Origin of the sequence: Rhizobium sp. BK049 (assembly GCF_014193135.1) — a bacterium.
Classification (GTDB): Bacteria; Pseudomonadota; Alphaproteobacteria; order Rhizobiales; family Rhizobiaceae; genus Rhizobium.
The window spans coordinates 20,588-44,858 of sequence record NZ_JACHYV010000030.1 but is presented as its reverse complement, the minus strand read 5'-3'; the positions used below and the strand labels follow the sequence as shown (position 1 = coordinate 44,858).

The window sequence follows — 24,271 nt, the reverse complement described above, 5'->3', positions numbered from 1 at the left end:
GCTGCTTCGAGGAGCGGCTCATGCAAAAGTTCTACTCCATTTAAGGCGAGGGGAGGAGCTGGATCTGGATACAGAAGGCCTGGAGTTCGCCAGTGCTGCGGAAACCTACGACCAGGCAGTCGAGGCGGCTAGAGAGATGCTTGCCGAAGGCATCTTGGCAAAGCGACCAATTGACGCCGACTGCTTCGAAATTGCATTGGAAGACGGCGCGACCGTCGCGTTGGTTCCCTTCGCGTCTTTTATCCCGGACGGATGATCTTACCACGGGCTAATCGCACCAATCGTTCGATCGCTTTGGCGGCCATGTCTCGGCAAACCCTCGCGGAGCAGTTTCTTGCCGCGGCACCCTCATATAAGGGGCTGAGGGATGTTGCTGATGAGGTGGCGGTTTATGCCTTGGAATGATGCAGAACTGGAGGTTGAGTAATCGTCGATGAAGGGGGGCGTTTCCAGACCTAAGTCCGATTGTCGCCGGTAACCAGATGGCTACATGATTAACGATGACAAAAACTGAAATCCTCATTGTCGTTGCTTTGTTGCTTACCGTCTTTGCTTTATTCACCTTTGGCGAAATCTCAGAAATACTCCTGTCCCCAAAGGCGCTTGGCGCAACCCCTTTTCTCATTTTGAGTTCCCCGCCTTGGCGGCAAGATGCACCACCGTCGGTCTCACCCGTCGTCATCTTCCATGTCGGCGATGTTTTCGGCCATCGCAATGGCGTGCTCGGATAGAACGGCGGCCACATTGTCGAGAAGCAGGTTTGAACGGGCCCATCGATGGTCGACAGGTGGATTTAGTACATTAGGAATGGGAAATGAATTTCCACAATCAACATCTTAGTACAGATAAATGGTGCCGCTTACGAGCACCAGACTAGAACAGCAAGTCGCATCAGCACATATCACCGCTTCTCAAAGGCCTTTTAATTCAAGTGTTTACTTGCCTCACGGCGACTCGCACGATATCACTAGGAAACAATGAATCTCGTCGCCTAGGGTGGATTGAAGGGTGGATAGATGGGGCGTGAATTGCACAAGCTGACAGCGATGGCGGTCAAGAATCTTGGTCCTGGTAAACATGCCGATGGCGGAGGCCTTTGGTTTCATAAGCGCGAAGACGGCGGTGGCCAATGGGTACTTCGCGTGACTATCCACGGCCGGCGCCGAGAGATGGGACTCGGCTCGGCGGTAGAGGTGTCCCTCAAGGAGGCTCGTAGCGAGGCCAGCAAATGGCGAGCCATCGCTCGGAAAAATATTGATCCTATAAAGGAGCGAGAAAGGTTGAAGCGGGAGGCAGCTAGGCACCTCCATCTGCTTAAGGAGGTTGCAGAAGATGCCTTTGAAAGCCGAAAGGCTGAGCTGAAGGGAGACGGACTTGCCGGGCGCTGGTTCACCCCGTTGAAGCTTCACGTTATTCCAAAGCTGGGCACGATGCCGATCGCGGAGATTGATCAGATCGATATTCGAGACGCGTTAGCGCCTATCTGGCACGACAAGGCAGAGACAGCGAAGAAGGCTTTGAACCGACTAAACATCTGCTTTAGGCATGCCGCGGCTCTCGGCCTGGACGTTGATATTCAGGCGCCTGAGAAGGCGCGCGCCCTCTTGGGTCAACAGCGCCATAGGGCGAAGAATATCCCGGCTATGTCTTGGCGTGACGTTCCGTCCTTCTACGAAACGCTGGATGGTGGAACGGTGACGCATCTTGCCCTGCGTTTGCTGATTCTTACGGGAGTGCGATCGAGCCCGCTTCGCTTCCTTCGGCCTGCTGAGCAAATTCATGATGATGTCTGGATTATCCCCGGTGAAAAGCAAAAGGGGCGCAAGGACAAGACGCCGGATTTCCGCGTGCCGCTTGTGCCGGAAGCTCTTGAGATAATCGAGCAGGCAAAAGCATTCGCGCGGGATGGATACCTTTTCCCGAGCGTAAAGAAGGGCGTCATTAGTGATATGACTATGGGCAGATTGATGGAGCGTGCGCAGCTCGAGTCGCGTCCCCATGGCTTTCGATCCAGTCTGCGCGACTGGATCGCTGAGACTACCAATACACCGCATGACGTGGCCGAAACCGTGCTGGGTCACACGGTTGGCGGTGCCGTGGAGCGAGCCTATAGGCGCACCGATTTCCTAGAGCAGCGTCGACTGCTTTTGGCACGTTGGGCAAAACACGTCACCGGGCAAACTGGTCAGATAATGCAGCTCGTGAAGGAGCAATAGAATGTTCGCCGTTGAAGGCTACCAGTCGCTGAAGGTTTTTGCGAAAGCGGCGTATGACGCAATATATTCGCCAGTCAAGAAAGAGGATATCCGCCGTTGGTTGGAGGCAAACAAAAACGGCCAACCAAGACCGCAGCACCCATTCCAAACATACAACGCGAGTCTTGCATCTCAAGATCTGGTGTATGATCTTTTTGTGAAATCGGAATATGGTACTAAGCGCGTACAAGTGCTTCGAGCAGACGGCGTCAAACTCACGTTCCCTCTACATCTTTTGAGGCCCTACAACTCCGTCGTGAAAGACTCAGCATATTTCTCAGCCCTGAAGGCGGAGTACGAGCGTCAAGGCAAAGAACGTGTGGAATCTTGGAACACTTTCAAGCTTGAAGCTTTAAAACTTGACTACTGGGTGGTCCCCTTCCTCGAAGGACAGGCTTTTAGTGAACCTGATTTAATCAATCTGTCGCGATTGCGGCGGATTGACCGATTCTTTCCGGTAGTCAACTGGAACACCGGATGCATCGATCTCGGTCCGCATAAGGTGTATTTGGAAGCCGTAAAAGCGTTCCGAAGTGGCATCACTGCGCTGCAGCGTTTAAGGATTGACCATCCGCCTATAAAGCAACTGACATACTTTGCCTTCGAGGGAGCTGTAGAAAATGAGGACGTGCTTCGTTCGCTGCTACCATTCGATGGATGTTCGATCATAGCGCCAGAAGAATGGCTCGAAAAAATTAAAATGCCTTGCATTTCGGACGCGCCGGACAAGCAAGTGCTATTCCCTTTAAACGGGGGGCCACGAGACATGATCATCACGATCCTAGATGAGGAACCCGGATCCAACAAGGCGGACGTCAAAGCTCAGGTGATGGCGGCTTTCCCAAAGACATCTCATCGCAAATTTGATCAAGTTTGGGCATCGGTTGCTGAGGAGAAGCCGCATATTCAAATGCCTGGTCGCAAATCAAGACACCGTTTCGAAACGGTTTCTTAATCGTGTAGGCTATTTAGCGACCCTGGATTCCATCAGATTTCAGCCTGTCTCAAACGACCGAAGGCTGAGTCAAATGCAAATCACAGACCCGCTTCTGACCAAGAAAGAAGCTGCTGCCATTTTAAATATCAGCGTGCCTACGCTTTACCGCAGGGTTGCTGACGGGACCATCCCAAGGCCACTTAAGATAGGCGCGCTTTCGAAATGGGCTTTATCTGACATTCTTGGCACGATCGAAGACGCCAAAGCAGCACGGAATCTAGGCGCATGATGGCCGAGACCGAAAAACAAATTGCTGCCTGGAATAACTTCGTACAGGCAAAGACCAAAGCCGAGAGCTCCCTCGACTTCGCAGACGGAAAAGCTGCGGCATTGGCGTGGCGCGAATTTTGCCGGTTGTTTGTCGATTTACCACTTCCGGTCGTCGATCCGAAGGGGGCGGCACCTGCCAGTGATTGACGAGCTTGACGTGCAATGCCTCCCCTACATGCCGCTTCAGATCGAGCGACTGCGGAGGTCGAAGGCTTGGCTTCGTTGTAAGCGGAATCCGGAGATCGCGTTTTATCTGATGAACCTCTGGATGCGTGCCTGGCACGAGATCCCGGCCGGCAGCATCGAGGACGACGACGATGTTTTGGCCGATGCCGCCATGTGCTCGCCGGCGAAATGGGAAGAGTTGAAGGACGACATCCTCAAGGGTTGGGATCGACGCGACGGACGAGTGTGGCACAGCACTGTCATAGAGCTTGCCACGGAGGCTGTCGGCAAGCTTCGCACTAACAAGACGCGCACTGCAGCAGCCAGGGAGGCGCGAGAACGTCAACGTCAGGCTTCTTTAACAGACACTGTGACAGAGAATGTCACTGACTCTGTAACAGAGCACGAAGGGAAGGGAAGGGAAGAGAAGGGAATAGATGATAATACAACATCTGACGATGTTGTTGCCGCCGCCCCTTCGAAATCTCAGATTTTTGCCTTCGAGGCTCAGGCAATCCGCCTGACGGAGGCGAACCTGGAGCAGTGGCGGAAAGCTTTCCCGCATGTCTCGCTCGAGGCGGAGCTATGGGCCTTGGACGAGTGGGCCGGGACGAAGGGCAAGCGCTGGTTCACCGCAGTCAGCGGCGCGTTGGCGAAAAAGGAACGAGAAGCTTCCGAGCGCGTCGCCGCGGCTGCGGCAATCCGCGACCGAGGGGGAGGCCGACCACGATCGGATCCCCGAATATGAAATCCTCTACCGACATCCTCGACAAGCACGGCATTCGCCTTCGGCGGATCGTAGCCGGAAATCAAAAAACGACATGCCCGAAGTGCTCAGCGTCGAGGCGGAACAAGCGAGAGCCCTGTCTCTCGGTTCGCATCGACAGCCAAGGCGTCCAGTTCAACTGCCATCACTGCGGCTTCCAAGGAGGCGATTATTTTGACCAACAAACTAGGCCCGGTGGGCATCCAGGCTTTTCAAAACCGGCAGATCGACCCGGCGGTCGCCGAACTTTCCGGAGCATATACGGGTAGGGTGGTCACCATGGCTGACGGCAGCAATACGGTTGAGCCAGACACCGCCGGCAACATCGTCGTCTTTCCGTTCATCGACGGCGGCAGCGCGGTCGGCGAGAAGTACCGGGCACCCGGCAAAAAGTTCTGGCAGCGCAAGGGCGGCCGGAAAACGTTCTGGAATGCCGACTGCATGGACGATCCAGCGCTTGAGGAAGGCCACAAGGCTCTGATTATCACCGAAGGCGAGATCGACGGGCTGACGGCTATCGATTGCGGTTTTCACACGACGGTCAGCGTGCCTGACGGCGCTCCACCCGTGCCGCAAGGTGAAGATCCCGACCAACTCGACGACGTCGTTCCTGACGACGACAGTCACGGCAAGTTCGAGTTCGTCTTCAACAACCGTCACCGCATCAAGCGGATCAAGCGGTTCATCCTCGCCGTCGATAACGATCCGCCCGGCCGGAGGCTGGCGGCGGAACTGGTTCGCCGTCTTGGTGCCGCCCGCTGCGCGTTCGTGACCTATCCGGAAGGCTGTAAGGATCTCAACGACGTCAAAATGCGCTATGGCGCCGATGCGGTCGTCAGGGTCCTCACCGAAGCCAAGCCCTACCCCGTGAAGGGTATCTATCTGCTCTCGGACTATCCGGAGCTCGACGAGCCGAGAACCTATTCGACCGGCTGGCCGGACCTCGATCCCTACCTTCAACTCTGGCTCGGCGAGCTGCTGGTAGTCACCGGCATTCCGGGTCACGGCAAGTCGACCTGGACGATGAACCTTTGCGTCAACCTCGCCCGCTCCCACGGTTGGCGCGTAGGCGTGGCCTCTTTCGAAATCCCGACTGTGCCGGCGCTTCGCTTCAAGCTCCGCCTGGCGACCACCGGAACGGAAACGAAGCAATGGACGCGCGACCTTGTCGCTGAAGCCGACGTGTTTATCCAGAAGCATTTCGTCTTCATCGATGCCGATCCAACCGGCGAGACTGACGATGACATGACGCTGGAATGGCTGCTCGAGCGCGCCGCGGATGCGGTCACGCGGTATTCGATCAAGGTCCTGGTCATCGATCCGTGGAATGAAGTCGAGCACTACCGGCCGCGAAACGAGAGCGAGACGCAATACATCAACCGGGCGCTCCGGCAGATCAGGAAGTTCGCACTTCGCTACAGCGTGCTGGCGATCGTCGTCGCGCATCCCACCAAGGATCTCGGCAAAGGCGGCGAAGCCCGGACCCCGACCATGTACGATATCGAGGGATCGGCAGCCTGGTACAACAAGCCCGACCATGGCGTCGTGATCGACGTTCCTGATCCGGCGCTGAACGAAACCGTCGTCTGGATCAAGAAGGCCCGCTTCTCGTGGTCGGGCCGCAAAGGCGATGTGACGCTGCAGTATCTTCCCGAGATCGAAGGATATCGGTCGCTGAACGGGTTCGCTCCTCTCTGGAAGTCAGCTCGTGGCGAGGCTGACTATCAGCCACCGAAACCTAAATCCAACGCCTATCAAGGAAAGGATCGGCACTAAAAAATGACCATCAAGGAACGACAGGAGCGCGAAGCGCACGACCGGGAAAACCCCTGGCGTCCGATGCAAACGGCGCCTCGCGGAACCGGTCTGATCTGCCGACCTACTCTTTGACGAAATGGCCGGTCACTTCGCTGCAGAGGGATTGCAGTTCTTCCTCGACGCCGATGGCGACTGGTATCAGATCGACCCGCCCAGGCGCGTCTACCTCCCAAACCCGATCAACTGGCGTCCGTCTTATGTGCGGATGACGCCCGAGCGTCGTAACCTGATCAAGAAGAGGCTGGCATGAACGTGAGAGTTTCAGGACGCCCGAACGCTGAAGCGCTTTCGGAAACTGAGTTCCTTGAGGCAAGGAAAGGGGAGGCCAGGCGATTCGCGCCGGTTGAGACATGGTTTGCAGTGAAGGCCGCACCTGGCGCGCAACGTTGCCCGTCAATGCGGGAAGGGCGCGACCGAAAGGGCGAAAGCATTATCGAGCGGAACCTTCGCAACGAGGGATTCGAGGCATTCATGCCAAGCTACCGGATCGAGGTCCGCCATCATCGACAAGGCCATTGGATCGAGCGCCGCTTCCCGACCTTCGTGGGCTACGTGTTCGTCAACATCGGGCCTGATGATTTCCGGCGGGTCGAAGAGGTCAACGGCGTCAGCAAGATCCTGCGCTTCACCAAATCGTTCGAACAGCGCCCCATGCCATTCGCTTTTCCTCAGGAGACGATCGACCGACTCCGCTATATCGAGTGGGAGCAGGAGCAGAATTTCCTATTATCCCGCGCTCGCCGGCAGAGAGAAGAAGAGCTCGATCGGGAGCAGCCAGGGCGCCGCGGGAAGTCCTCCACCCGGAGAATACGAAGGGCCCAATTCACGGAACTAGGCGGAGGTCTGTCTTCCGGCCTGACCACGCCTTCCTCGCGCGCATTCATAACAGAAACGATGAAAACGCTGGGAAACCTCGGCGCTGGGCTTGATTAATCATAACCCTGAGGTTATCTTCTGCGCACTGATTTGTGGATGTTCAGTGCGCAGAGCGCCGGTCCACGCGGATAAGCAGCAATCCGCTCGATGGAAGAAATGCGCCGTAATTACAAATCTGGTCAAACCGCCCGACGAATCGGGCGGTCCTTTGCGGGCGACATCGATTAGGCCAAGATGTTGATAGAGATGCTCACCTTATCCAATGGCAACCGATACATGGCCGCCGTTTTAGCGTGGAGTGCCTTGGTGAGTTCCGCTACCTCAAATTCCATGAGTGGATCGACGTCCTGAGGCTCGAGTTGGATTGTCTCAAGGCCAAGTATCTCGGCTAAGCGCTGAGCCACCGCTGTCTGGGGAATGCTTCCCTTCTCCCAATTGCGCACTGAAGCCACATGGACTCCGACTTTCTCTGCAAGTTGCTCTTGCGTGAGCTTGTTTGCCATGCGAGCTTTCTTGATTATTGCTGCGCTACTCATTTTGCCTCCATTAATAGCGTTGACACTAGTGATATAGAGTGACAAAGCTATTACTGCAAGAGGTAAGCGAAAAGAATCGTGCTAGATATGGCAACTGGCCAACGCTCATGAGTCAGGGAAAGCCCGCTTCGTTACGACCAACATCTCAGTACCAGCCGATCAGAAGGCAGGACCATGACAGGCAGACCCACCAAGTTCACGCAGTCCCTGGCGGACATCATCTGCGAACGCATCGCTGACGGGGAAAGCCTTCGATCGATCTGCCGCGACGAGACAATGCCGGGGAAGTCTACCGTCTTCACTTGGCTCGCTGACGACGACAAAGCCGATTTCAGGACCAAGTATGCGCAGGCGCGCGAGATCCAGGCCGACGGCTTCGTCGACGAGATGGTCGAGATTGCCGACGACGGCAGCAATGACTGGATGGAAAAGCAGTTCGGCGAAGAAAAGCGCTGGGTCGAGAATGGCGAGGCACTTCGACGCTCACAGCTCCGGATCTCCACCCGTCAGTGGATCGCCGAGAAGCTGAAGCCGAAGAAGTACGGCGCGAAGGTCGAGCTCGAGCACGGCGTGACGAGTGGCGTGGCTGAGTTGCTGGAAGCGATCAATGGCAAGACCCGCGGACTTCCAAACGGCAGTTGACCAGTTCTCAGACTGGCGCTGGCGGCTGAACAACCTCTACTGGATCACGGATAAGAGCGGCAAGCGCGTCAGGTTCGAAATGAACTGGGCGCAGATGACGTTCTTCGAGCAGATGCATTACCTGAATGTGCTGCTCAAGGCGCGCCAGCTCGGTCTGACGACGTTCATCCAGATATTCATGCTGGACGCGTGCGTGTTCAACAAGGATATCAGGGCCGGTACTATCGCTCACACGCTCGGCGACGCGCAGACCATCTTTCGGGACAAGGTGAAATATCCTTACGACAACCTGCCCGAGGGCATTCGCGCCGCGGTGCCGATCATAAGGGACAACACGAGCGAACTGCTGCTGGCGAACAACTCCAGCATCCGCGTCGGCACGTCGCTTCGATCGGGAACGCTCCAGTACCTGCATATCTCCGAATACGGCAAGCTCTGCGCGAAATATCCTGAGAAGGCGAGGGAAGTCCGTACCGGTGCGCTCAACACTGTGCAGGCCGGTCAGCTGGTATTCATCGAAAGCACTGCCGAGGGGCAGGAGGGGCACTTCTTCAATCTCTGCGAAGATGCCCAGGTGAAGCATCGGCAAGCCGCGGCTTTGACTCCGCTGGATTTCAAGTTCCATTTCTTCCCCTGGTGGAAGGAGCCACAATACTCGATCGATCCGCAAGGCGTGATCATCACCGATGCTTTCGCCAAGTATTTCCGCGGACTGGCGGAGCAGGGCATCGAACTGACGGACGGACAAAAGGCCTGGTACGTCAAGAAAGCTGAAACTCAGCTGGGCGACATGAAACGGGAATACCCGTCGACACCGGCCGAAGCGTTCGAGGCCAGCGTCGAGGGCGCATACTACGCCGACCAGATGGCGATAGTGGATGCGGAGGAGCGTCTAGGCGTCTTCCCTCATGTGCCTGGCTATCCGGTGCACACCATCTCCGACATCGGAATGGACGATACAAATAGCGTATGGCTGTTTCAGGTGTTGCCGAGCCGGGTTCGAATGATCGGCTATTTCGAGCACACCGGTACCGGCATGGATGGGATGCTCGACGAGCTGGAGCGCCGCGCCGAAGAGCACGGTTACGTCTACGGCGTCCATAACATGCCGCACGATATTCGCGTGAGGGAATGGACCCGGGGCGGAATGACGCGCATCGAGATCATGCTGCAGGAGGTCAAGGCTCGGAACCTCGGCACTGTCCGGAAGGTGGAGCGCGCCTATGTGCATGACCGCATCAACGGCACCCGGCGCATTCTGGCGAAGGTCGAGTTCGACCAGGCCGGTTGCGCTCAAGGCGTGAAGTGCCTGCGGAACTACCGAAAAGAGTGGGATGAGGATCTTGGCGTCTTCCGGGATGAGCCGCTGCACAACTGGGCATCGCACGGCGCTGACGCTTTCGGCGGATTGGCTATCATCTTTACTGGTCTCGCTGCCGAACCGCTCAAACCTGAACCGAAGCCGCTGCCGACGTTCCAGACCATGACGTTCAACGACTACGTCAACTCCACACCGACTTATAGCGAGCGCGTTTGATGGATGTAGAAGCCACGACATTGCCGGACGGTGACCAGTATGACCTGGTGAAGGTCGGGGCGCATTGGCAGCAGGAGATTGAGCGGGCGCAGCGCTATTTCAAATCCTGGGCGGATCGCTGTGACAAGATTGAGAAGATCTACCTGCAGCAGGCGGACCAGCAGAGCGCAAAGCGCCGGTTCCCGATGCTTTGGGCCAATGTCTCGGTACTGCAGCCAGCCGTCTACGCCAGAGTTCCGCAGCCTGTCGTCGAGCGTCGCTTCAAGGACTCGCAGCCTGTGGCCCGTATGGGCTCGGAGTTGGTGGAGCGTAACCTTGCCTTCACCGCAGACGACGCCGATCTGGATTCGGTTATGCGGTCGGTGCGCGATGACTTCCTGCTGTGCGCCCGCGGCACGGTCTGGCTGCGCTATGAGGCGGACTTCGAACCGCTGGATATGGGCGTAGAGCCGTCCGATGCGCCTGGGATGCCGGAAGACGTCTCTCCCATGGAGCAGATCACCGATGAGCGAGTGTGCATCGACTACGTGCACTGGTCGGACTTCCTGCATTCGCCAGCTCGGCGCTGGAAGGATGTGACATGGGTGGCTCGTCGTGTCTCGATGACCGATGAGGAGTTCGACAAGCGCTTTCCCGATGGGCGGGGTTCGCTTGCGAAGGACGGTGCCGGCTCCAACCACGGCGCCAATCAGACGGAGCGGGCGCAGAACGAGGGGAAGATCTACGTTTGGGAAATCTGGTGCAAGAGCGAGAACTACACGGTATGGATTGCCGATGGTTGCCCCGCGGCGCTCGAGGTCTCTGAACCACCTCTTAATCTGAAAGGCTTCTGGCCTTGCCCCCGGCCGGCGTTCGGCACGCTCTCGACCGGATCGCTCATCCCGGTCCCGGATTACGTTTACTACCAGGGCCAGTGCGACGAAATCGACATCCTCACCAAGCGCATCAACAAGCTGACGGATCAGCTGCGCCTGAAGATTTTCTATCCCTCAGGGGATGGCTCAGTATCGCCGGCAATCGAAAAGGCGATGCGGCCGGAGAACGACACGGTCATGGTTCCGATCCCGGAATGGGCAGCATTCACGGACAAGGGCGGCTCAAATGCCATCGTGACTTTACCGATCGATGATGTACAGAAGGTCATCGTTGCCTGCATCGAGGCGCGGAAGCAGCTCATTGAGGATGTCTACCAGATCACCGGCATATCGGACATCGTGCGCGGCGATACCCAGGCATCGGAAACAGCGACGGCGCAGCGCATCAAAAGCCAATGGGGATCGATCCGCATTCGTGACCGTCAGGCAGAGCTTGCCCGCTTCGCCCGCGACATTGTGGCAATTGCCGGTGAGATCATCTGCGATCAGTTCCAACCGGAAACTCTGATGCTCGTCTCGGGTATCCAGTTGCTGACGACGGCGCAGAAGCAGCAGATCCAGATGCAGATGCAGCAGGCCCAGATGGTCGCCCAGCAGGCGGCGATGCGCGCGCAGCAGATGGGCCAGCCAGCTCCTCCGCCGCAGCAGCCGCCTATCCCGCCTGAGGTGGCGCAGATGATGCAGCAGCCGTCGATTGATGAGGTTGTTCAGCTTCTGCGCAATGACAGCGTGCGCGGCTTTCGGATCGATATCGAGACGGACTCGACAATTGAGCCCGATGAGGACGCCGAGAAGCAGCGCCGCATGGAGTTCGTGCAGATGGTGGGCGGCTTTATCCAGCAGGCTGGCGCCATCGCGCAGCAGCAGCCCATGCTTGTTCCTGTGATGGTCGAAACGCTGTTGTTCGCAGCGCGGGGCTTCCGTGCCGGCCGCCAGTTGGAAAACACGCTGGAGCAGGTGGGCGCGCAACTCTCGCAGGCAGCGACAGCACCAAAGCAGCCGCCGGAACCAACTCCGGAGCAGATGATCGATCTGAAGACGGCACAGGTGAAGGCCGGCGCCGAGGAGCGGAAGGCCCAGCTCGGGGTAGCCCAGGCCGAGATCGAACACCGCACGACCGTTGAACAGGCACGGGGCGATATGGCTATGCAGGCCATGCAGCAGTTGCAAGCGGCGCAACAGCCGCCGGTCCAGCAGCAACAGCGCCCCTATTAGTGAGCGAGGTCATCATGAGCAACGAAGCCACCACCGACCAGCTTGTCGAGAGGGCTTATGCGAAAGCCATCGGGCATCTCGGCGAAGTCGTCAACCTGGCGCGAAGCCTGACCGATGATCAATTCAGCCGGTTGGTTCAGCATGCGAAAGCGCACTTGGAAGCGTCCGAGACGATAGAGCAGTTGATGCTTCTGAGCTGGCTTCGTTGCGAATTGTCTCGCTCATCGAGGAAGGCGGCATGAGAGAACGATATTGCCGGGTCTGCGGCGGCTGGCACCAGCTCGACCAATGGCCGCACAACTGCATGCCGGTGAAGAACCTCGCACAATCGGATCTGCCGGCGCCGCATTTCGTCTCAGACAGCATCGAGATCCGCTCAATGCATGACGGTCAGCACTATACCTCGAAAGCAAAACTGCGCCGCGCCTACAGATCGGCCGGCGTCGAGGAGATCGGCAACGAAAAGCCGCGCCCGATCGAAAAGCCCAAGGCAGACAAGCAGGGAATACGAAAGGCCCTGAAGGAAGCCTACCAGCAGCATCGCGCCTGACGCGGGCATCAATCCCCGAAAAAGGAAATACACATGTCAGACCTGAATAACGAAGCCATTGATGGCCTCGAAAGCACTGTCGTGCCTGTCGAGCAGGAAATCGAACAGCCAGCCAGTATCCGCGACAGCCTGCGCGCTGCCATGAAGCCGGAAGAGCCCAAGGCAGACCGAAATCGCGATGAGGTTGGGCGCTTTGCCAAGGAGCCCGAGAAGCCGACAGCTGCGGCAAAGCCGGAAACGCCGGCAGCACCGGTCGCCGCGCCGCAAGAGGCAAAGCCGGTTGAACCTGCACCGGCACAGGCCACGACAACGCGCGTTCCCCCTGGTTGGTCGGCAGAGGCCAAGGCGAAATTCGGCGAGCTGCCGCCAGAGGTGCAGGCCGCCGTTACCAAGCGCGAAGAGGAAATCGACAACGGTTTCAGGGTTCTCCAGGACTACAAGGGCCTTGAGGAATTCACGCCGCTGGTAAGACAGGCAGGCACGACGCATGCGGATGTCATGCGCAAGGCAATTGGATGGGAGCAGGCGCTTCAGCGCGATCCCGTCAACACTGTTCTCAATGTAGCCAAGATGGCGGGCGTGAATTTGCACGCGCTTGTGAACGGCCAGCCAGATCAAATCATGGAGCGCCGCCCACAGCCGCAGCAGCAACAGCAACCCGTCGATATCGAAGCGACCATTGAGCATGCTCTTCGGAAGAGGGACACTGAAACTCAAGTTCAGGCATTCCTCGCCGATCCAGCAAATACGCATGCCGAAGCCGTCATGGATGACATGATCGCCCTCATCAGCGCGGGCCGAGCCAAAAGTCTGAAAGACGCCTACGACGCTGCGTGCTGGATGAGACCAGACATTCGCCAGCAGATGATCAGCCAGTCTGCCCCGGCGCCCCAAGACAATCCGATCGCACAGAGAGCAGCAGCGGCAGATCAGGCCCGCAAAGCTTCGCGATCCATCACAGGCTCGTCGTCTCCCGGCCCCAGCAAGGACGCCGCACCGCCGCAGCCAACTTCCATCCGTGACTCGCTCAAAAGCGCACTAGCCGCATCAGCCGGGCGCGTCTGACAAAAGGTGACACCCCATGGCAATTTCGCCAAACCTTTCTGAAATCGTGACGACCACGCTGCGCAACCGCAGCGGCGTCATCGCCGACGACGTGACGAAGAACAACGGCCTTCTGTCGCGTCTAAATTCCCGCGGTCGCAAGAAACCCGTTTCCGGCGGTCGCACCATCGTTCAGGAACTCCAGTATCAGGAAAACAGCACGTTCAAGCGCTATTCCGGCTACGACCTCCTGAATGTGCAGCCCTCCGACGTTATCACGGCGGCAGAATACGACTACAAGCAGGCAGCAGTAGCCGTCTCCATCTCCGGCCTGGAGCAGCTCCAGAACTCGGGCGAGGATGCGGTGCTCGATCTGCTCGAAGGCCGTATCGAAAACGCCGAAATTACGCTGAAGAACAACATCGCGTTGGATTGCTATTCCGACGGTACCGCTGACGGCGGCCGGCAGATCGGTGGCCTTCAGCTGCTGATCTCCACGTCTCCGACCTCCGGCACGATCGGCGGCATCAACCGTGCGACGTGGGCTTTCTGGCGCAACCAGAAATTCTCCGCCAGCTCGGACGGCGGCGCGGCGGCATCGACCACCAACATTCAGTCGTACATGAACCGGCTCTATCTGGCCTGCTCGCGCGGTCCCGACCAGCCGGATCTGATCGTGGCGGACAATAACTTTTTCCGTCTCTACTGGGAATCGCTTCAGGCGATTCAGCGCATCACCTCGGCAGACAAGGGCATGGCGGGCTTCAACACCCTCCAGTACATGGGCGCCGACGTGGTGTTCGACGGCGGCTTCGGCGGTGGTGCACCGACAAACCAGATGTACTTCCTCAACACGAAGTACCTGTTCTATCGCCCGCACCGCGACCGCGACATGGCGCCGATCGGCGACGATCGGATGAACCCGAACCAGGATGCCGTTGTGCGCCTGATGGGTTGGGCCGGCAACCTCACCATGAACAACGCCTTCCTCCAGGGCGTCCTGTTCGCCTAATCTCGAAAGGATCGACACATGACTGTCGCACGTACGCAGACCGAGCGCTTCGGTGCCAATCCATTTCTGGTGGATGGCCCGATGGTCGGTGGTTCTGGCGTTCCCGCATTCAACTTCACGCTCGGCTCGGTTTGCTGGGGCGACGCTGAAGCTGAGTGGGTCTATTGCCAGCTCACCCTTGCTTCCCAGACCACGCTTCAGCCCGGCATGTGGCTGCAGTGGGACAAGGACTACAACGCCAACCTGCTGACGACCGCTACTGGCGTCGTCGGTTATGGTTGCGGCGTCTTCTCCGGCGCCGCTCAGCCCCCGACTATCTCGGGTGGTCCGGTCGGCACCATCACACTTGCCGCGGGCACCTATGGTATCTGGGTCCAGCGCGCCGGCCAGGCTCCGGCACTGATGAACACCGTCACGGCGGCACTCGTCATTGCCGAGTCTACCACGACGGCAGGGCAGGCGAATGCCCCGGCATCCGCTACTGTCGGAACGAAGCAGATCACGCCTGTTTCGTTCCAGGCCGCGAACAAGACATTCACGGCCACGACCACGAACGGCTCACCAATCCTGACCGTTCTCGGCGGTGCTACTACAGGCTCCGGCCCGTTTATCGGCGCCTCGATCTCCGGCACCGGCATTCCCGGCTCCACGACCATAACGGGCCTGACCTACAGCCCGTCTGGTGTGCTGCAGAGCATCACCATGTCGGCCAACGCGACCGCCAACGGCTCCGGTATCACCGTCACCGCAACCGGCGTTCTCGAAGTCCGGCTTATGTGGCCGTACATCGCCAAGACCAACTAATGAGCGGGCGCTTCGGCGCCCGTTTCCCTTCCCGCCATCAACCGCGAGGCAATCATGTCAGACAATCCTGGAATTTACGCAGCATTCAGCCTTGAACCCGTCGAGCAGTCCTTCAAGTCGAAGGAAGCAGGGCGCCCCATTTTCGAAGACCGTGAATTCGTTCGCATCATCATTGCCGGGGACAAGAACACGGAAGTTTATCGTGAAGCGACCGAAGCCGACAAGGAGCGCTTTCACGAGCCTTACGCCCGCTTCAAGAGAGGCCTCGACGAGCGCGAACAGATCGTCGGCACGCCGCTTTCCCAGTGGACGCTCCTGAAGCCGAGTCAGGTCCGCGAACTCGAAGCCATCAAGATCTATTCCGTCGAACAGCTTGCCGCTCTGTCGGACACGATGAAGCAGAACCTCGGCATGGGTGCTCACGAGCTTGTGGCGGCTGCTCGGGCATTTCTGGAGAGTGCCCGCAACAACTCCGTTGCCTCTTCGCTCGCGGCTGAGAACGAACGTCTCCGCAATGATGTCGAACGCCTTCAGCAGCAGGTGCAGGCGCTTGCCGACCGTCTGGAAGACAGCGAGCGCGGCAATGAACGCCGTAGTCCGGGCCGCCCGCCGAAGGCAGCCCGCGAAACGACGCTCGAGCTCTAATCAGGATCTCCGCGCATGAGTTTGCTCTCGATTATCCAGAACGTATGCGCGGAAATCAGCATTGATCCGCCGGCCGCTGTCATGTCGTCGGCGGATCCTCAGATTGCACAGCTTCGCATCCTGTCGTTTCGCGCTGGCCGTGAGTTAATGAGGGATCATGACTGGTCGGCGCTCGTCGTCGTCAGGAACTTTACCGCTACCGGTGTCATTCCGGAGCCAGCGGAACCGCCTGCGGATTGGGATCGGTTCGGCGAAAATTCGAAGATCTGGAACACGTCGCGCCTTTGGCAGCTAAATGGCCCGGTCGAGCCGCAGACCTGGGAACGAAACACCATCATCAATTCGAACCCGGTGCCGCAGATCTGGCGCATGCTGGGCGGCAAGCTTGCGATTTATCCCAACGATGCCGGCGAAACCCTCCGGTACGAATACGTCTCCAATGCTTGGGTCGCCATCAACGGCGGCACGAGTTATTCCGACACGTGGGTCAACGACACGGACACTGCGCGGTTTCCTGAGGAACTCCTTGAGCTGTCGACCATTTGGCGGTGGAAGCGCGCCAAGGGCCTCGACTACGGGGAAGAGATGGCAAATTTCGAGCGAGCGAAGGAGTCGGCGATCGGCTCTGACCGCGCCGCTGCTCCGATGGATATCTCGCTGCCGAATAGAGGACAGGTTCCCGACAACTATTGGCCCGGCATCATCACGGTACCGAATCCATGACAAGGCAGCCCGTTCCCGCGAGCGCCGGCAAAACCCGCGTTTCTCCCAGCAAGGATTGGATTGCACCGATCGGCGGCTGGCGAACAGACGTCGAGATGGCAGATATGCCCAAGGATGCCGCGTTCCTGCTCGACAACTTCTTCCCGGAGGCCAACCGGGTCCGCGCCCGCTATGGATATCTCGCCTTCGCCACAGGCCTTGGCGCCGACGTCAAAACAGTCATTCCATATTCGGGGGTGAGCAATCGCCTCTTCGCTGCAGCGGGTGACAAAATATTCGACATCACGGCCGGCGGCGCTGTCGGCGCTGCCGTGGTGTCTGGTCAGTCAAGTGCCCATTGGTCGGCGCAGCTGTACACGAACCCGGCAGGGCAGGAGTATCTGCGACTGGTGAATGGCCTCGACACGCCGCTGCTCTTCAACGGTACTTCGTGGACGAATAATTACATCGTCGGGAGCGCTGCCCCGGTAACACAGAACGTTGCGGTCAAGAATGTGCCGTACACGCTGAGTTTCTTTGGCACCGGCTCAATCACGCTGTCCGGCGCATATGCTGGCGTCCTGAACGGGACCGGCGTCGGCAACCGTGTCACGCTCACCTTTACGCCCGCCGCCGGCACTCTGACGCTCACTGTGGCGGGCACGGTTACGAACGCACAGCTTGAGAGGGGATCGACAGCAACCGCATATGTCGCTTCGACGATGATCACCGGCATCTCGGATTCGTCGTTGCTGATCGCAGTGACGGCCTACAGATCCCGGCTGTGGTTCATCGAGAAGAACTCGACTAACGTCTGGTACCTCGCCACCGATGCCGTCAGTGGCGCCGCCACAGTGCTGCCCGTCGGCGGCAACATGAAATACGGCGGCACGCTGGTGGCGATCAACGTCTGGACCATTCCGGTTTCGACGGGCCTGCAGCAATGCCTTGTCCTGATGTCGTCTGAGGGCGAGGTGATCGTCTATCAAGGGTCTGATCCGTCCAGCACGACCAACTGGGGCCTTCTAGGTACCTTCAAACTCGGCCGGCCGCTCGGCACGGACAGGTGCATGCTGCCCGTTGGCGCCGATCTCGCGATCATGACGACGGATGGGATCGTTCCGATTACCAAGGCCGTCCAACTCGATCGCGGCGCAACGAGCCTCGGCGCCATCACCGCGAAGATCGGGCCGACATGGCGCGAGACAGTGGGAGCGATCGGCACGACGTCGGATGAATGGCAGCTATCGAGCTTCCCGAAGCGCCAGATGGCAATCGTCAACCTCCCATCATCGTTCGGGCCTTATCAGTACGTCATGAACACCGAGACCGGCGCCTGGTGCCGCTTCGTCGGCATCCCGTCATCATGTTGGGCGACATGGCAGGACCGGCTGTTCTTCGGCTCGAGCGACGGCACGGTTTACGAGGCCGAGGCCGGCGCCAGCGACAACGGAACAGCGATCGACGCTCTTATGGTCGGAGCCTGGAACCGATATGGCGATGGCCTGGCAACGAAGTTTTCCAAGTTGATCGGCGTGACGGCGCAGATCGGTGTCTCGACACTGATGTATGCCGGGATTTCGGTGGACTATCAGACAATGATCCCGACCGCGCTTCTATCCTCCGTGGAGAACAGCGCGGCGGCCAGGTGGGGAACGGCCGTCTGGGGCGTGTCGAAGTGTCCAGGAACGATCCTTTCGAGGAAATTCGCCTCCGCCGGCGCGTTTGGTGCGGCACTTGCGCCGACCGTGCGCGCTCTGATCTCCGGCTCATCGGCTTCGATCTCTGAAGCCGCGGTCGTCGGCGGGGAGGTGCTTTACGAGAAGGGTGCGCCGCTTTGATCGTCTCGGAGCCACGGGGCGATATCGCCGCCTGGGTAGGAGCCAAGATTGGGGTGTCCTTCGAGCCGCCCTATACTGCGCTGGCGCATGTCGACCGCGGCCGGATCATTGCGGGCTATGTGTTCAATGTCTGGACAGTTCACGACATTGAGGTTTCGCTCGCCGCCGATCGGCTGTCCGTCACCCTGATGAGAGCCGCTTTCCGATACGTCGTCGAGCAGCTGGGCTGCAGCCGTGCAACGTTCAAAACACGTGCCGACAACGTGCAGGCTCAGAGGGCGCTCGACAGGCTGGGCGCACGTCTGGAAGGCCGGCAGCGGTCTTACTTCGGCGACTGCGATGCGCTGCTCTATGGAATCTTGAAAGAGGACTTCCCCTATGGTCTCAACGCCTAAGGCGCCGAAAGCGCCCGATCCCACGCAGACCGCGGCGGCGCAGACCGCGACGAACGTCGACACTGCCATTGCGAACGCTGGTCTCAGCCATACCAACCAGTACACGCCCGACGGCTCGCTGGAGTACAAGGTCACCGGCCATACGACGATGACCGACCAGAACGGCAAGACGTATCAGCTGCCGACCTATTCGGCCTACCAGAGCTATTCGCCCGAGAACCAAGCAATCTATGACCAGACGCAACAGACGCAGCTCGGGCTGGCGAAACTGGCGAATTCGCAGACGGGCAAAATCTCCGGCATCCTCGACACAAACGTCGATCTCAGCTCTGGGAACGTCGACAAATACGTCAACGACCATTGGCAATCCGGCTTCAACAATCAGTGGGATCGCGATCAGGCGAGCTTGGAACAGAGCCTTGCCGACAAGGGCGTGACGATGGGCTCTGAGGCCTACAACAACGCCATGCGGGACTTTACAACGCGCAAGCAGGCGGCATTCGATCAGTATCTCGGCGACATGTACTCCAATGCTCAGAATTCCATCCTGACGGAGCGAAACCAGCCGCTGAACGAGATTTCTGCGTTGATGTCCGGCTCGCAGGTGAATCAGCCGAATTACGTGAACTCGCCAACGACGCAGCTACCGACCGTCGACCAAGCAGGCCTAATCAACGAGAACTATAACCAACAGATGGGCGCATATAACCAGCAGGTAGCCAAGTCGAATGCGGCCATGGGCGGCTTGTTCGGCCTCGGCTCGGCGCTGCTCGGCGGCTGGGCGATGTCCGATCGCCGGCTGAAGCGTGCCGTTCTCCGGATCGGCGAAACAGCGTCCGGGCTCCCGGTCTACGAATACGAATATATCTGGGGCGGCGGCCGGCAGGTGGGCTTGATGGCCGATGAGGTCGAAGCAGTCACTCCCGGCGCCGTCGCCGTTGGCCCTGGCGGTTTCAAGATGGTCAATTACGCGGGAGTTCTGTGATGGGCTTCATCTTCGGCGGTGATACAGGCCAGACGCAGGCGGACATCACAGACGCTCGCAAGCGCCTCGCTGCGGCCATGCTGCAGCAAGGCACGGACACGAGCCCGATCCAGTCCCCATGGGAGGGCGCGGCGCGCATGGCCCAGGCGCTTATGGGTGGCCTCGCCATTCGCAACCAGGCTAACCAGCAGCGCGCGGCCGATGCTCAGGTGATCGCAGCCATTACCGGTCAGCCTTATACGCCGCCTGAGCAGCCCAAGGGCTTTCTGTCGTCGCTGTTTGGTGCTGATAAGCCAACCAACTCGGGCGCTACCGGCTCGACCATGCCGAAGGTGGACGCTACGGGTAACATCCCTGCAACACCCTTCAAACCTGGCGGTAATCCTGAGGTGGCGGAATACATTCGCCAGGCATCGATCGCCAGAGGTATTGATCCAAACTATTCCCTTCGCGTTGCCGGTCATGAGGGCTTGAACGTCTTCGATCCTTCGCAGCCTGATCGGGGCGGGGACGAGGGCTCTTCATTTGGCCCCTTCCAGCTTCACTATGCCGGTATGTCGAAATCGATGCCGAACGCAGGGCTGGGCGACGAGTTCACGAAGGCAACCGGTCTCCATGCCAGGGACCCGTCGACGTGGAAGCACCAGGTGGACTTCGCGCTCGATTGGGCGCGCAAACACGGCTGGGGCCCATGGATGGGTGCGAAGGCCGAGGGCATCACCGGTATGATGGGTATCGGCGCGGTGCCGCCGCAGCAGGCCGCGAGCGCCGCACCTTCGCCGGCTGTACCTCTCAGTTCATCGATGCAGACGGCGCCGGTCAACCCGCCGCCCACGGCTGCAGGCGAAGTCGCAAGTCTGGATCCCTCAATTGGCATTCCCATGCCTGGAGCAGCCGGCCAGATGCGCGCCTCCGATCCCGCCCATGTCTTCCCGCCGCAGGCCGGTGCTCAAGCTGTGTTGCCGCCTCTGCCAAGCCGAGATGTCGGTCCAACTCCTCCCGTTGCCGGTGTCCCCGCTGGTCAGCCCCAACCGCGGCAGCCCGCACCGGTCCGCCTTGCCCAGGCACTGGACAATGCCCCGCAGCAGGCGCCGGACCCGCTGGCGAACCCACGCGCTCAGGCGCTGGTGCAGGCGATCTTGAACCCGAACGCATCGCCGCAGGTGAAGGCGCTGGCGGCGCAGTCTCTGCAAGCTCTGACAAAACCGACGGAATACGGGTTCCAGGTGTTGCCCGACGGTACGGTGCTGCGATCCGATCCTCGCAGCGGCACGCTTACGCCCGTTTATCGCTCGGAAATGTCGCAGGCCGATCAGGCGAAGCTTGATTTCGAGCGCGAGAAATTCCGCCAGGAGCAGCAAAATCGCAGCACGCTCACAGCAGCAGAACAAGCGAACATTGATCTCGAGCGGCAGAAGTCCGATTTCGAAAGGAACAAGCCTGTCGTTGTTCAGCCCGGCGAAACGCTCTTCAGCCCAGGCCAGGATCGCGTCGTCTACCAAGGCACCGGTTACAAGCCGGAAGACGTGTCGAACCTCCGCAAGGAGATCCAGAACCTCCCGACCTATAAGAGCTATCAGCAGGCGCTTCCTTCCTACTCGTCGATGATCGACACCGCTAAGACGGACTCGAAGGCATCCGACCTGAACCTGATCTACGGACTCGGCAAGATCATGGACCCGAACTCGGTCGTTCGCGAAGGCGAAATGACGATGGTGCAGAACACTTCGTCGTGGCCGGACTGGCTTAAAGGTGCATATGACAGCGTCACCGGCGGTTCCCGGCTTGAGCCCGACACAAGGAAGGCGATCCTCGGCGAAGCGCGCAGCCGCATGATTGCTTATCGTGGAGCGCTCGATAACGACATCTCGCAATATCGGGGCATCATCGGCCGGCGTGGTATGAACGAAGCGGATATTCTCCCGACTCTGGGGGATATTGCGGCGGTCCCGGACCTGGTCCAGCCCCCCGGATCCGCGCCAACGGCAGACATCGGCCCGGCCCCTGAAGGTGTTCCCGAAGATGTATGGGGCGCAATGACGCCAGCGGAGCGCAAGCTATGGCAGAAATGACACCGGAACAGCAGCGGGCACTGGCAATCGCGGCCGCGCGTCTGAGGCTTCAGAAGCAGCCGGAAGCGTCGCCCGGCGCAGATGGCGTTGCTATCACATCACAGACTTCGGCTGCTGCGCCTGCTCAGACCGGCGAAGAGCTGCCTCGCATCTATTCTGATCTCGCCGCCAAGCTTGAGGCCGAGCGGGCTCAGAAGAAGCCGGCGGTTGATCGGCATGGGCTGCCGGCAGACGATGCCCTTTCGGTCGCCAGGACAGGCGTAGGCGGACTTATCGAGGGTATTCCGATCGTGGGGCCGCTCATTCGAGGCGGGACCGAGCGGGCCGCAGCGGCAACACTCGCCGCATTTTCGGACGAGACCTATGATCAGGTCATGGACCGCGTCCGTGAAGCCAACAGAGCTGAAAAAGAAGCGAACCCGTATGTAGATAAGGGGGCTCAGATAACCGGGGCAGTTGCCGGGACCATCCCGGCAATCATGGCTGCCCCGGCTGCATTCGGAGCGGGCGGCGGGAGTTTGGTCCTGCGTTCGGGTATCTCTGGGTTAACCGGTGCCGGAATTGGTGGCGCAGACGCGGCTGTTCGACATGATGGAGATCCAACAGCGATCAGAGACGGCGCGTATTGGGGTGGCCTGTTTGGACTAGGTGGCCCCATTGCCGGCAAAGCCATCGGCGCTGGCGCCAGGTCGCTAGTCGATGCACTTCGCGCACGCACGGCTGCCAAAGTCGCCGGAATGGACCCGCAGGCCTTCGCCTACTTCAGGCGCGCGGTCACCGATGACGGTCTTGACGCATCTACGCTTCCGCGCAGGCTGAAGGAAATGGGTCCCGAGGCTATTCCGGCGGATCTGGGCCCGAACCTTCAGAAGCAGGCCGGCGCGCTCGCGGCAACCCCAGGAGAGGCACAGGCGACGATTCGGAACGCGCTCACCGATCGCCAGGCCGGCGCAAACGCTCGCATTGGTCAAACCATCGATGAGACTATGGGACCGAATGTTGTTCCCTCGGAAGTCAGGGCCGGAATTGAAGCCAATCAGGATTCGTTCAGCCCTCTCTATCGCGAGGTCTTCAGGGGAGCCCGCCCTTACGACATGGCGCCGATAGCCGAAGCAATGGAAGCTGATATCAGCCGTCTTCGCGGCCCAGCTCAGGCCCGGTTACGGCAGGTTCGCGACATGCTGAACGTTGCGAATTCGAACGTCCTTTCCACAGATCCGGGCGTCATGTTTCAGACGCGCCAGGCGATCGATGGCCTGCTGAAGACCGAAATTGACCCGAAGGCCATTGCCACCCTGATGGAAGCCCGCCAGATGCTCGATGACGGCCTTACCCGTGCCGTTCCTCGCATCAAGGAGCTCGACGCAGGCTTTTCGGAACTCGCCCGCCAGGACGAAGCTCTGACACGCGGTCAGCAGGTTCTCGACAGTGGACGCACAGCGCCGCGCCCCTCCGAATTGGCCGCAGAGGTCGAGCAGGGCGTTCAGCCGCAGGGGATGCAGATTGGACCGTCTGCGGCCCCGCTGCGTCTATCACAGGGTGCCCGCGCCGAGATCGACCGCATAGTCGGCACCAATTCGAACGACATCGCTGCCATGAACAAGCTGATCAAAGGGGAGGGCGATTGGAACCGCGCGCGTCTCTCCACCCTCTTCGGGCCGGAGAAGGCCGACCAGTTGTTCAAGGTACTCGAAAACGAGCGCATTTATGCCGACACGGTTAACACTGTGACCCGCAACAGCGAAACCGCGGCGCGAATTGCAGCCCAGAACGAGCTGGGAGGCGGCGCTGGTAGTTTTGGTGTGAAGGAGGCTTTCAAGGCCGGCGGATTCCTCGGTGCAGCTCGATCGGCCGCGATCGATAAGGCTGACGACATCGTGAAGGCGTTGATATCGAGCAATACCGGAAACGTCACCCGCCAGAGCCTGGCGCAGGCTCTTATCGGCGAACAACGGGAAAAGCTGGTCGAGGGGTTGGTAAAAGCGCAGGGGATGGGAACGACACCCGCGTTAGTGGATCCGGTCGTCAAAGCCCTGCTTCTGAACGCCGGAACCGCGAGGACGCGATGAGGGGTCGATCCAGCAAATGACCAAATAGAGGGCGATAACGAACAGGACTCCGACGATAACGCCGCCTCTGAAGTCGTCACCAACGACATATCTAAGCGCGTCGACGCCCGACGCGACCGCGTAAAGCAACGCAGTCGTCGCGATGATACAGCCGATTTGCAGAACTCGGATCATGTCACAACCAATACTACAGCCTCTTC

The 24,271-nt window shown here is 59.3% G+C and carries 25 protein-coding genes; 24 read left to right on the top strand and 1 reads right to left on the bottom strand.

What is annotated here, in order from left to right:
• Nucleotides 1-500 precede the first annotated feature (500 nt).
• From FHT70_RS25705 to FHT70_RS25665, 9 genes are all read left to right on the top strand, one after another.
• Nucleotides 501-731 carry a hypothetical protein gene (locus FHT70_RS25705; protein WP_183705737.1) on the top strand — a complete coding sequence of 77 codons (231 nt, stop codon included), beginning with the start codon at nucleotides 501-503 and terminating at the stop codon, nucleotides 729-731.
• Nucleotides 732-1,016: 285 nt separating this feature from the next.
• Complete coding sequence (locus FHT70_RS25700; protein WP_183705736.1) at nucleotides 1,017-2,216, top strand: site-specific integrase; 1,200 nt, start codon at nucleotides 1,017-1,019, stop codon at nucleotides 2,214-2,216.
• A gap of 1 nt (nucleotide 2,217) precedes the next feature.
• Nucleotides 2,218-3,210 (top strand): hypothetical protein, encoded by a 993-nt coding sequence (locus FHT70_RS25695; protein ID WP_183705735.1) that lies wholly within the window; start codon nucleotides 2,218-2,220, stop codon nucleotides 3,208-3,210.
• 73 nt (nucleotides 3,211-3,283) lie between these two features.
• Entirely contained in the window at nucleotides 3,284-3,481 is a 198-nt protein-coding gene (locus tag FHT70_RS25690) for a helix-turn-helix domain-containing protein (protein WP_183705734.1), read from the top strand.
• Nucleotides 3,478-3,669, top strand: coding sequence for a hypothetical protein (locus tag FHT70_RS25685; protein WP_183705732.1), 192 nt, complete (start codon nucleotides 3,478-3,480; stop codon nucleotides 3,667-3,669). The genes FHT70_RS25690 and FHT70_RS25685 overlap by 4 nt, the downstream gene beginning before the upstream one ends.
• The gene (locus FHT70_RS25680; RefSeq protein WP_183705730.1) at nucleotides 3,662-4,435 is read left to right on the top strand and encodes a DUF1376 domain-containing protein; all 774 of its coding nucleotides are present in this window, start codon (nucleotides 3,662-3,664) and stop codon (nucleotides 4,433-4,435) included. The genes FHT70_RS25685 and FHT70_RS25680 overlap by 8 nt, the downstream gene beginning before the upstream one ends.
• 192 nt (nucleotides 4,436-4,627) lie before the next feature.
• Nucleotides 4,628-6,229, top strand: coding sequence for a bifunctional DNA primase/helicase (locus FHT70_RS25675; protein ID WP_210282945.1), 1,602 nt, complete (start codon nucleotides 4,628-4,630; stop codon nucleotides 6,227-6,229).
• A gap of 118 nt (nucleotides 6,230-6,347) precedes the next feature.
• Nucleotides 6,348-6,521, top strand: coding sequence for a hypothetical protein (locus tag FHT70_RS30505; protein ID WP_246721977.1), 174 nt, complete (start codon nucleotides 6,348-6,350; stop codon nucleotides 6,519-6,521).
• On the top strand, nucleotides 6,518-7,204 hold the full coding sequence (locus FHT70_RS25665; protein ID WP_183705728.1) for a transcription termination/antitermination NusG family protein: 687 nt from the start codon (nucleotides 6,518-6,520) through the stop codon (nucleotides 7,202-7,204). The genes FHT70_RS30505 and FHT70_RS25665 overlap by 4 nt, the downstream gene beginning before the upstream one ends.
• Before the next feature lie 167 nt (nucleotides 7,205-7,371).
• On the opposite strand, the gene FHT70_RS25660 is transcribed toward FHT70_RS25665, so the two are convergent.
• Nucleotides 7,372-7,683, bottom strand: a complete 312-nt coding sequence (locus FHT70_RS25660) for a helix-turn-helix transcriptional regulator (protein ID WP_281411810.1) — start codon at nucleotides 7,681-7,683, stop codon at nucleotides 7,372-7,374.
• 174 nt (nucleotides 7,684-7,857) lie between these two features.
• On the opposite strand from FHT70_RS25660, the gene FHT70_RS25655 reads away from it, so the two are divergent.
• From FHT70_RS25655 to FHT70_RS25580, 15 genes are all read left to right on the top strand, one after another.
• Nucleotides 7,858-8,325 carry a terminase small subunit protein gene (locus FHT70_RS25655; protein ID WP_183705726.1) on the top strand — a complete coding sequence of 156 codons (468 nt, stop codon included), beginning with the start codon at nucleotides 7,858-7,860 and terminating at the stop codon, nucleotides 8,323-8,325.
• On the top strand, nucleotides 8,291-9,862 hold the full coding sequence (locus FHT70_RS25650; protein ID WP_183705724.1) for a terminase: 1,572 nt from the start codon (nucleotides 8,291-8,293) through the stop codon (nucleotides 9,860-9,862). Before FHT70_RS25655 ends, FHT70_RS25650 begins: the two co-directional genes overlap by 35 nt.
• Entirely contained in the window at nucleotides 9,862-11,952 is a 2,091-nt protein-coding gene (locus FHT70_RS25645; RefSeq protein ID WP_183705723.1) for a hypothetical protein, read from the top strand. The genes FHT70_RS25650 and FHT70_RS25645 overlap by 1 nt, the downstream gene beginning before the upstream one ends.
• Nucleotides 11,953-11,966: 14 nt before the next feature.
• Nucleotides 11,967-12,194 (top strand): hypothetical protein, encoded by a 228-nt coding sequence (locus FHT70_RS25640; protein ID WP_183705721.1) that lies wholly within the window; start codon nucleotides 11,967-11,969, stop codon nucleotides 12,192-12,194.
• Complete coding sequence (locus FHT70_RS25635; RefSeq protein ID WP_183705720.1) at nucleotides 12,191-12,502, top strand: hypothetical protein; 312 nt, start codon at nucleotides 12,191-12,193, stop codon at nucleotides 12,500-12,502. The genes FHT70_RS25640 and FHT70_RS25635 overlap by 4 nt, the downstream gene beginning before the upstream one ends.
• A 33-nt stretch (nucleotides 12,503-12,535) precedes the next feature.
• A complete protein-coding gene (locus FHT70_RS25630) occupies nucleotides 12,536-13,567 on the top strand; it encodes a hypothetical protein (RefSeq protein ID WP_183705718.1) in 1,032 nt (343 codons plus the stop codon).
• Between the two features lie 16 nt (nucleotides 13,568-13,583).
• Nucleotides 13,584-14,558: a phage major capsid protein gene (locus tag FHT70_RS25625; protein WP_183705716.1), complete on the top strand. Its 975-nt coding sequence runs from the start codon at nucleotides 13,584-13,586 to the stop codon at nucleotides 14,556-14,558.
• 18 nt (nucleotides 14,559-14,576) lie between these two features.
• Nucleotides 14,577-15,362: a hypothetical protein gene (locus FHT70_RS25620; protein ID WP_183705708.1), complete on the top strand. Its 786-nt coding sequence runs from the start codon at nucleotides 14,577-14,579 to the stop codon at nucleotides 15,360-15,362.
• Between the two features lie 54 nt (nucleotides 15,363-15,416).
• Entirely contained in the window at nucleotides 15,417-16,007 is a 591-nt protein-coding gene (locus tag FHT70_RS25615; RefSeq protein WP_183705706.1) for a hypothetical protein, read from the top strand.
• A gap of 15 nt (nucleotides 16,008-16,022) precedes the next feature.
• The gene (locus tag FHT70_RS25610; protein WP_183705704.1) at nucleotides 16,023-16,730 is read left to right on the top strand and encodes a hypothetical protein; all 708 of its coding nucleotides are present in this window, start codon (nucleotides 16,023-16,025) and stop codon (nucleotides 16,728-16,730) included.
• Nucleotides 16,727-18,550: a hypothetical protein gene (locus tag FHT70_RS25605; protein ID WP_183705702.1), complete on the top strand. Its 1,824-nt coding sequence runs from the start codon at nucleotides 16,727-16,729 to the stop codon at nucleotides 18,548-18,550. Before FHT70_RS25610 ends, FHT70_RS25605 begins: the two co-directional genes overlap by 4 nt.
• Nucleotides 18,547-18,945 (top strand): GNAT family protein, encoded by a 399-nt coding sequence (locus FHT70_RS25600; RefSeq protein ID WP_183705700.1) that lies wholly within the window; start codon nucleotides 18,547-18,549, stop codon nucleotides 18,943-18,945. The genes FHT70_RS25605 and FHT70_RS25600 overlap by 4 nt, the downstream gene beginning before the upstream one ends.
• Entirely contained in the window at nucleotides 18,929-19,930 is a 1,002-nt protein-coding gene (locus FHT70_RS25595; protein ID WP_183705698.1) for a tail fiber domain-containing protein, read from the top strand. Before FHT70_RS25600 ends, FHT70_RS25595 begins: the two co-directional genes overlap by 17 nt.
• Nucleotides 19,930-22,002 carry a hypothetical protein gene (locus FHT70_RS30500; RefSeq protein ID WP_246721975.1) on the top strand — a complete coding sequence of 691 codons (2,073 nt, stop codon included), beginning with the start codon at nucleotides 19,930-19,932 and terminating at the stop codon, nucleotides 22,000-22,002. Before FHT70_RS25595 ends, FHT70_RS30500 begins: the two co-directional genes overlap by 1 nt.
• A 290-nt stretch (nucleotides 22,003-22,292) precedes the next feature.
• Nucleotides 22,293-24,071, top strand: coding sequence for a DUF1269 domain-containing protein (locus FHT70_RS25580; RefSeq protein ID WP_183705696.1), 1,779 nt, complete (start codon nucleotides 22,293-22,295; stop codon nucleotides 24,069-24,071).
• Nucleotides 24,072-24,271 lie beyond the last annotated feature (200 nt).

Coding starts and splice junctions, on each gene's coding strand:
- FHT70_RS25605 (WP_183705702.1), top strand. CDS start 16,727: ATGACAAGGCAGCCCGTTCCCGCGAGCGCCGGCAAAACCCGCGTTTCT.
- FHT70_RS30500 (WP_246721975.1), top strand. CDS start 19,930: ATGGGCTTCATCTTCGGCGGTGATACAGGCCAGACGCAGGCGGACATC.
- FHT70_RS25660 (WP_281411810.1), bottom strand. CDS start 7,683: ATGAGTAGCGCAGCAATAATCAAGAAAGCTCGCATGGCAAACAAGCTC.
- FHT70_RS25640 (WP_183705721.1), top strand. CDS start 11,967: ATGAGCAACGAAGCCACCACCGACCAGCTTGTCGAGAGGGCTTATGCG.
- FHT70_RS25655 (WP_183705726.1), top strand. CDS start 7,858: ATGACAGGCAGACCCACCAAGTTCACGCAGTCCCTGGCGGACATCATC.
- FHT70_RS25620 (WP_183705708.1), top strand. CDS start 14,577: ATGACTGTCGCACGTACGCAGACCGAGCGCTTCGGTGCCAATCCATTT.
- FHT70_RS25615 (WP_183705706.1), top strand. CDS start 15,417: ATGTCAGACAATCCTGGAATTTACGCAGCATTCAGCCTTGAACCCGTC.
- FHT70_RS25650 (WP_183705724.1), top strand. CDS start 8,291: ATGGCAAGACCCGCGGACTTCCAAACGGCAGTTGACCAGTTCTCAGAC.
- FHT70_RS25610 (WP_183705704.1), top strand. CDS start 16,023: ATGAGTTTGCTCTCGATTATCCAGAACGTATGCGCGGAAATCAGCATT.
- FHT70_RS25695 (WP_183705735.1), top strand. CDS start 2,218: ATGTTCGCCGTTGAAGGCTACCAGTCGCTGAAGGTTTTTGCGAAAGCG.
- FHT70_RS25700 (WP_183705736.1), top strand. CDS start 1,017: ATGGGGCGTGAATTGCACAAGCTGACAGCGATGGCGGTCAAGAATCTT.
- FHT70_RS30505 (WP_246721977.1), top strand. CDS start 6,348: ATGGCCGGTCACTTCGCTGCAGAGGGATTGCAGTTCTTCCTCGACGCC.
- FHT70_RS25625 (WP_183705716.1), top strand. CDS start 13,584: ATGGCAATTTCGCCAAACCTTTCTGAAATCGTGACGACCACGCTGCGC.
- FHT70_RS25630 (WP_183705718.1), top strand. CDS start 12,536: ATGTCAGACCTGAATAACGAAGCCATTGATGGCCTCGAAAGCACTGTC.
- FHT70_RS25645 (WP_183705723.1), top strand. CDS start 9,862: ATGGATGTAGAAGCCACGACATTGCCGGACGGTGACCAGTATGACCTG.
- FHT70_RS25685 (WP_183705732.1), top strand. CDS start 3,478: ATGATGGCCGAGACCGAAAAACAAATTGCTGCCTGGAATAACTTCGTA.
- FHT70_RS25665 (WP_183705728.1), top strand. CDS start 6,518: ATGAACGTGAGAGTTTCAGGACGCCCGAACGCTGAAGCGCTTTCGGAA.
- FHT70_RS25635 (WP_183705720.1), top strand. CDS start 12,191: ATGAGAGAACGATATTGCCGGGTCTGCGGCGGCTGGCACCAGCTCGAC.
- FHT70_RS25595 (WP_183705698.1), top strand. CDS start 18,929: ATGGTCTCAACGCCTAAGGCGCCGAAAGCGCCCGATCCCACGCAGACC.
- FHT70_RS25690 (WP_183705734.1), top strand. CDS start 3,284: ATGCAAATCACAGACCCGCTTCTGACCAAGAAAGAAGCTGCTGCCATT.
- FHT70_RS25705 (WP_183705737.1), top strand. CDS start 501: ATGACAAAAACTGAAATCCTCATTGTCGTTGCTTTGTTGCTTACCGTC.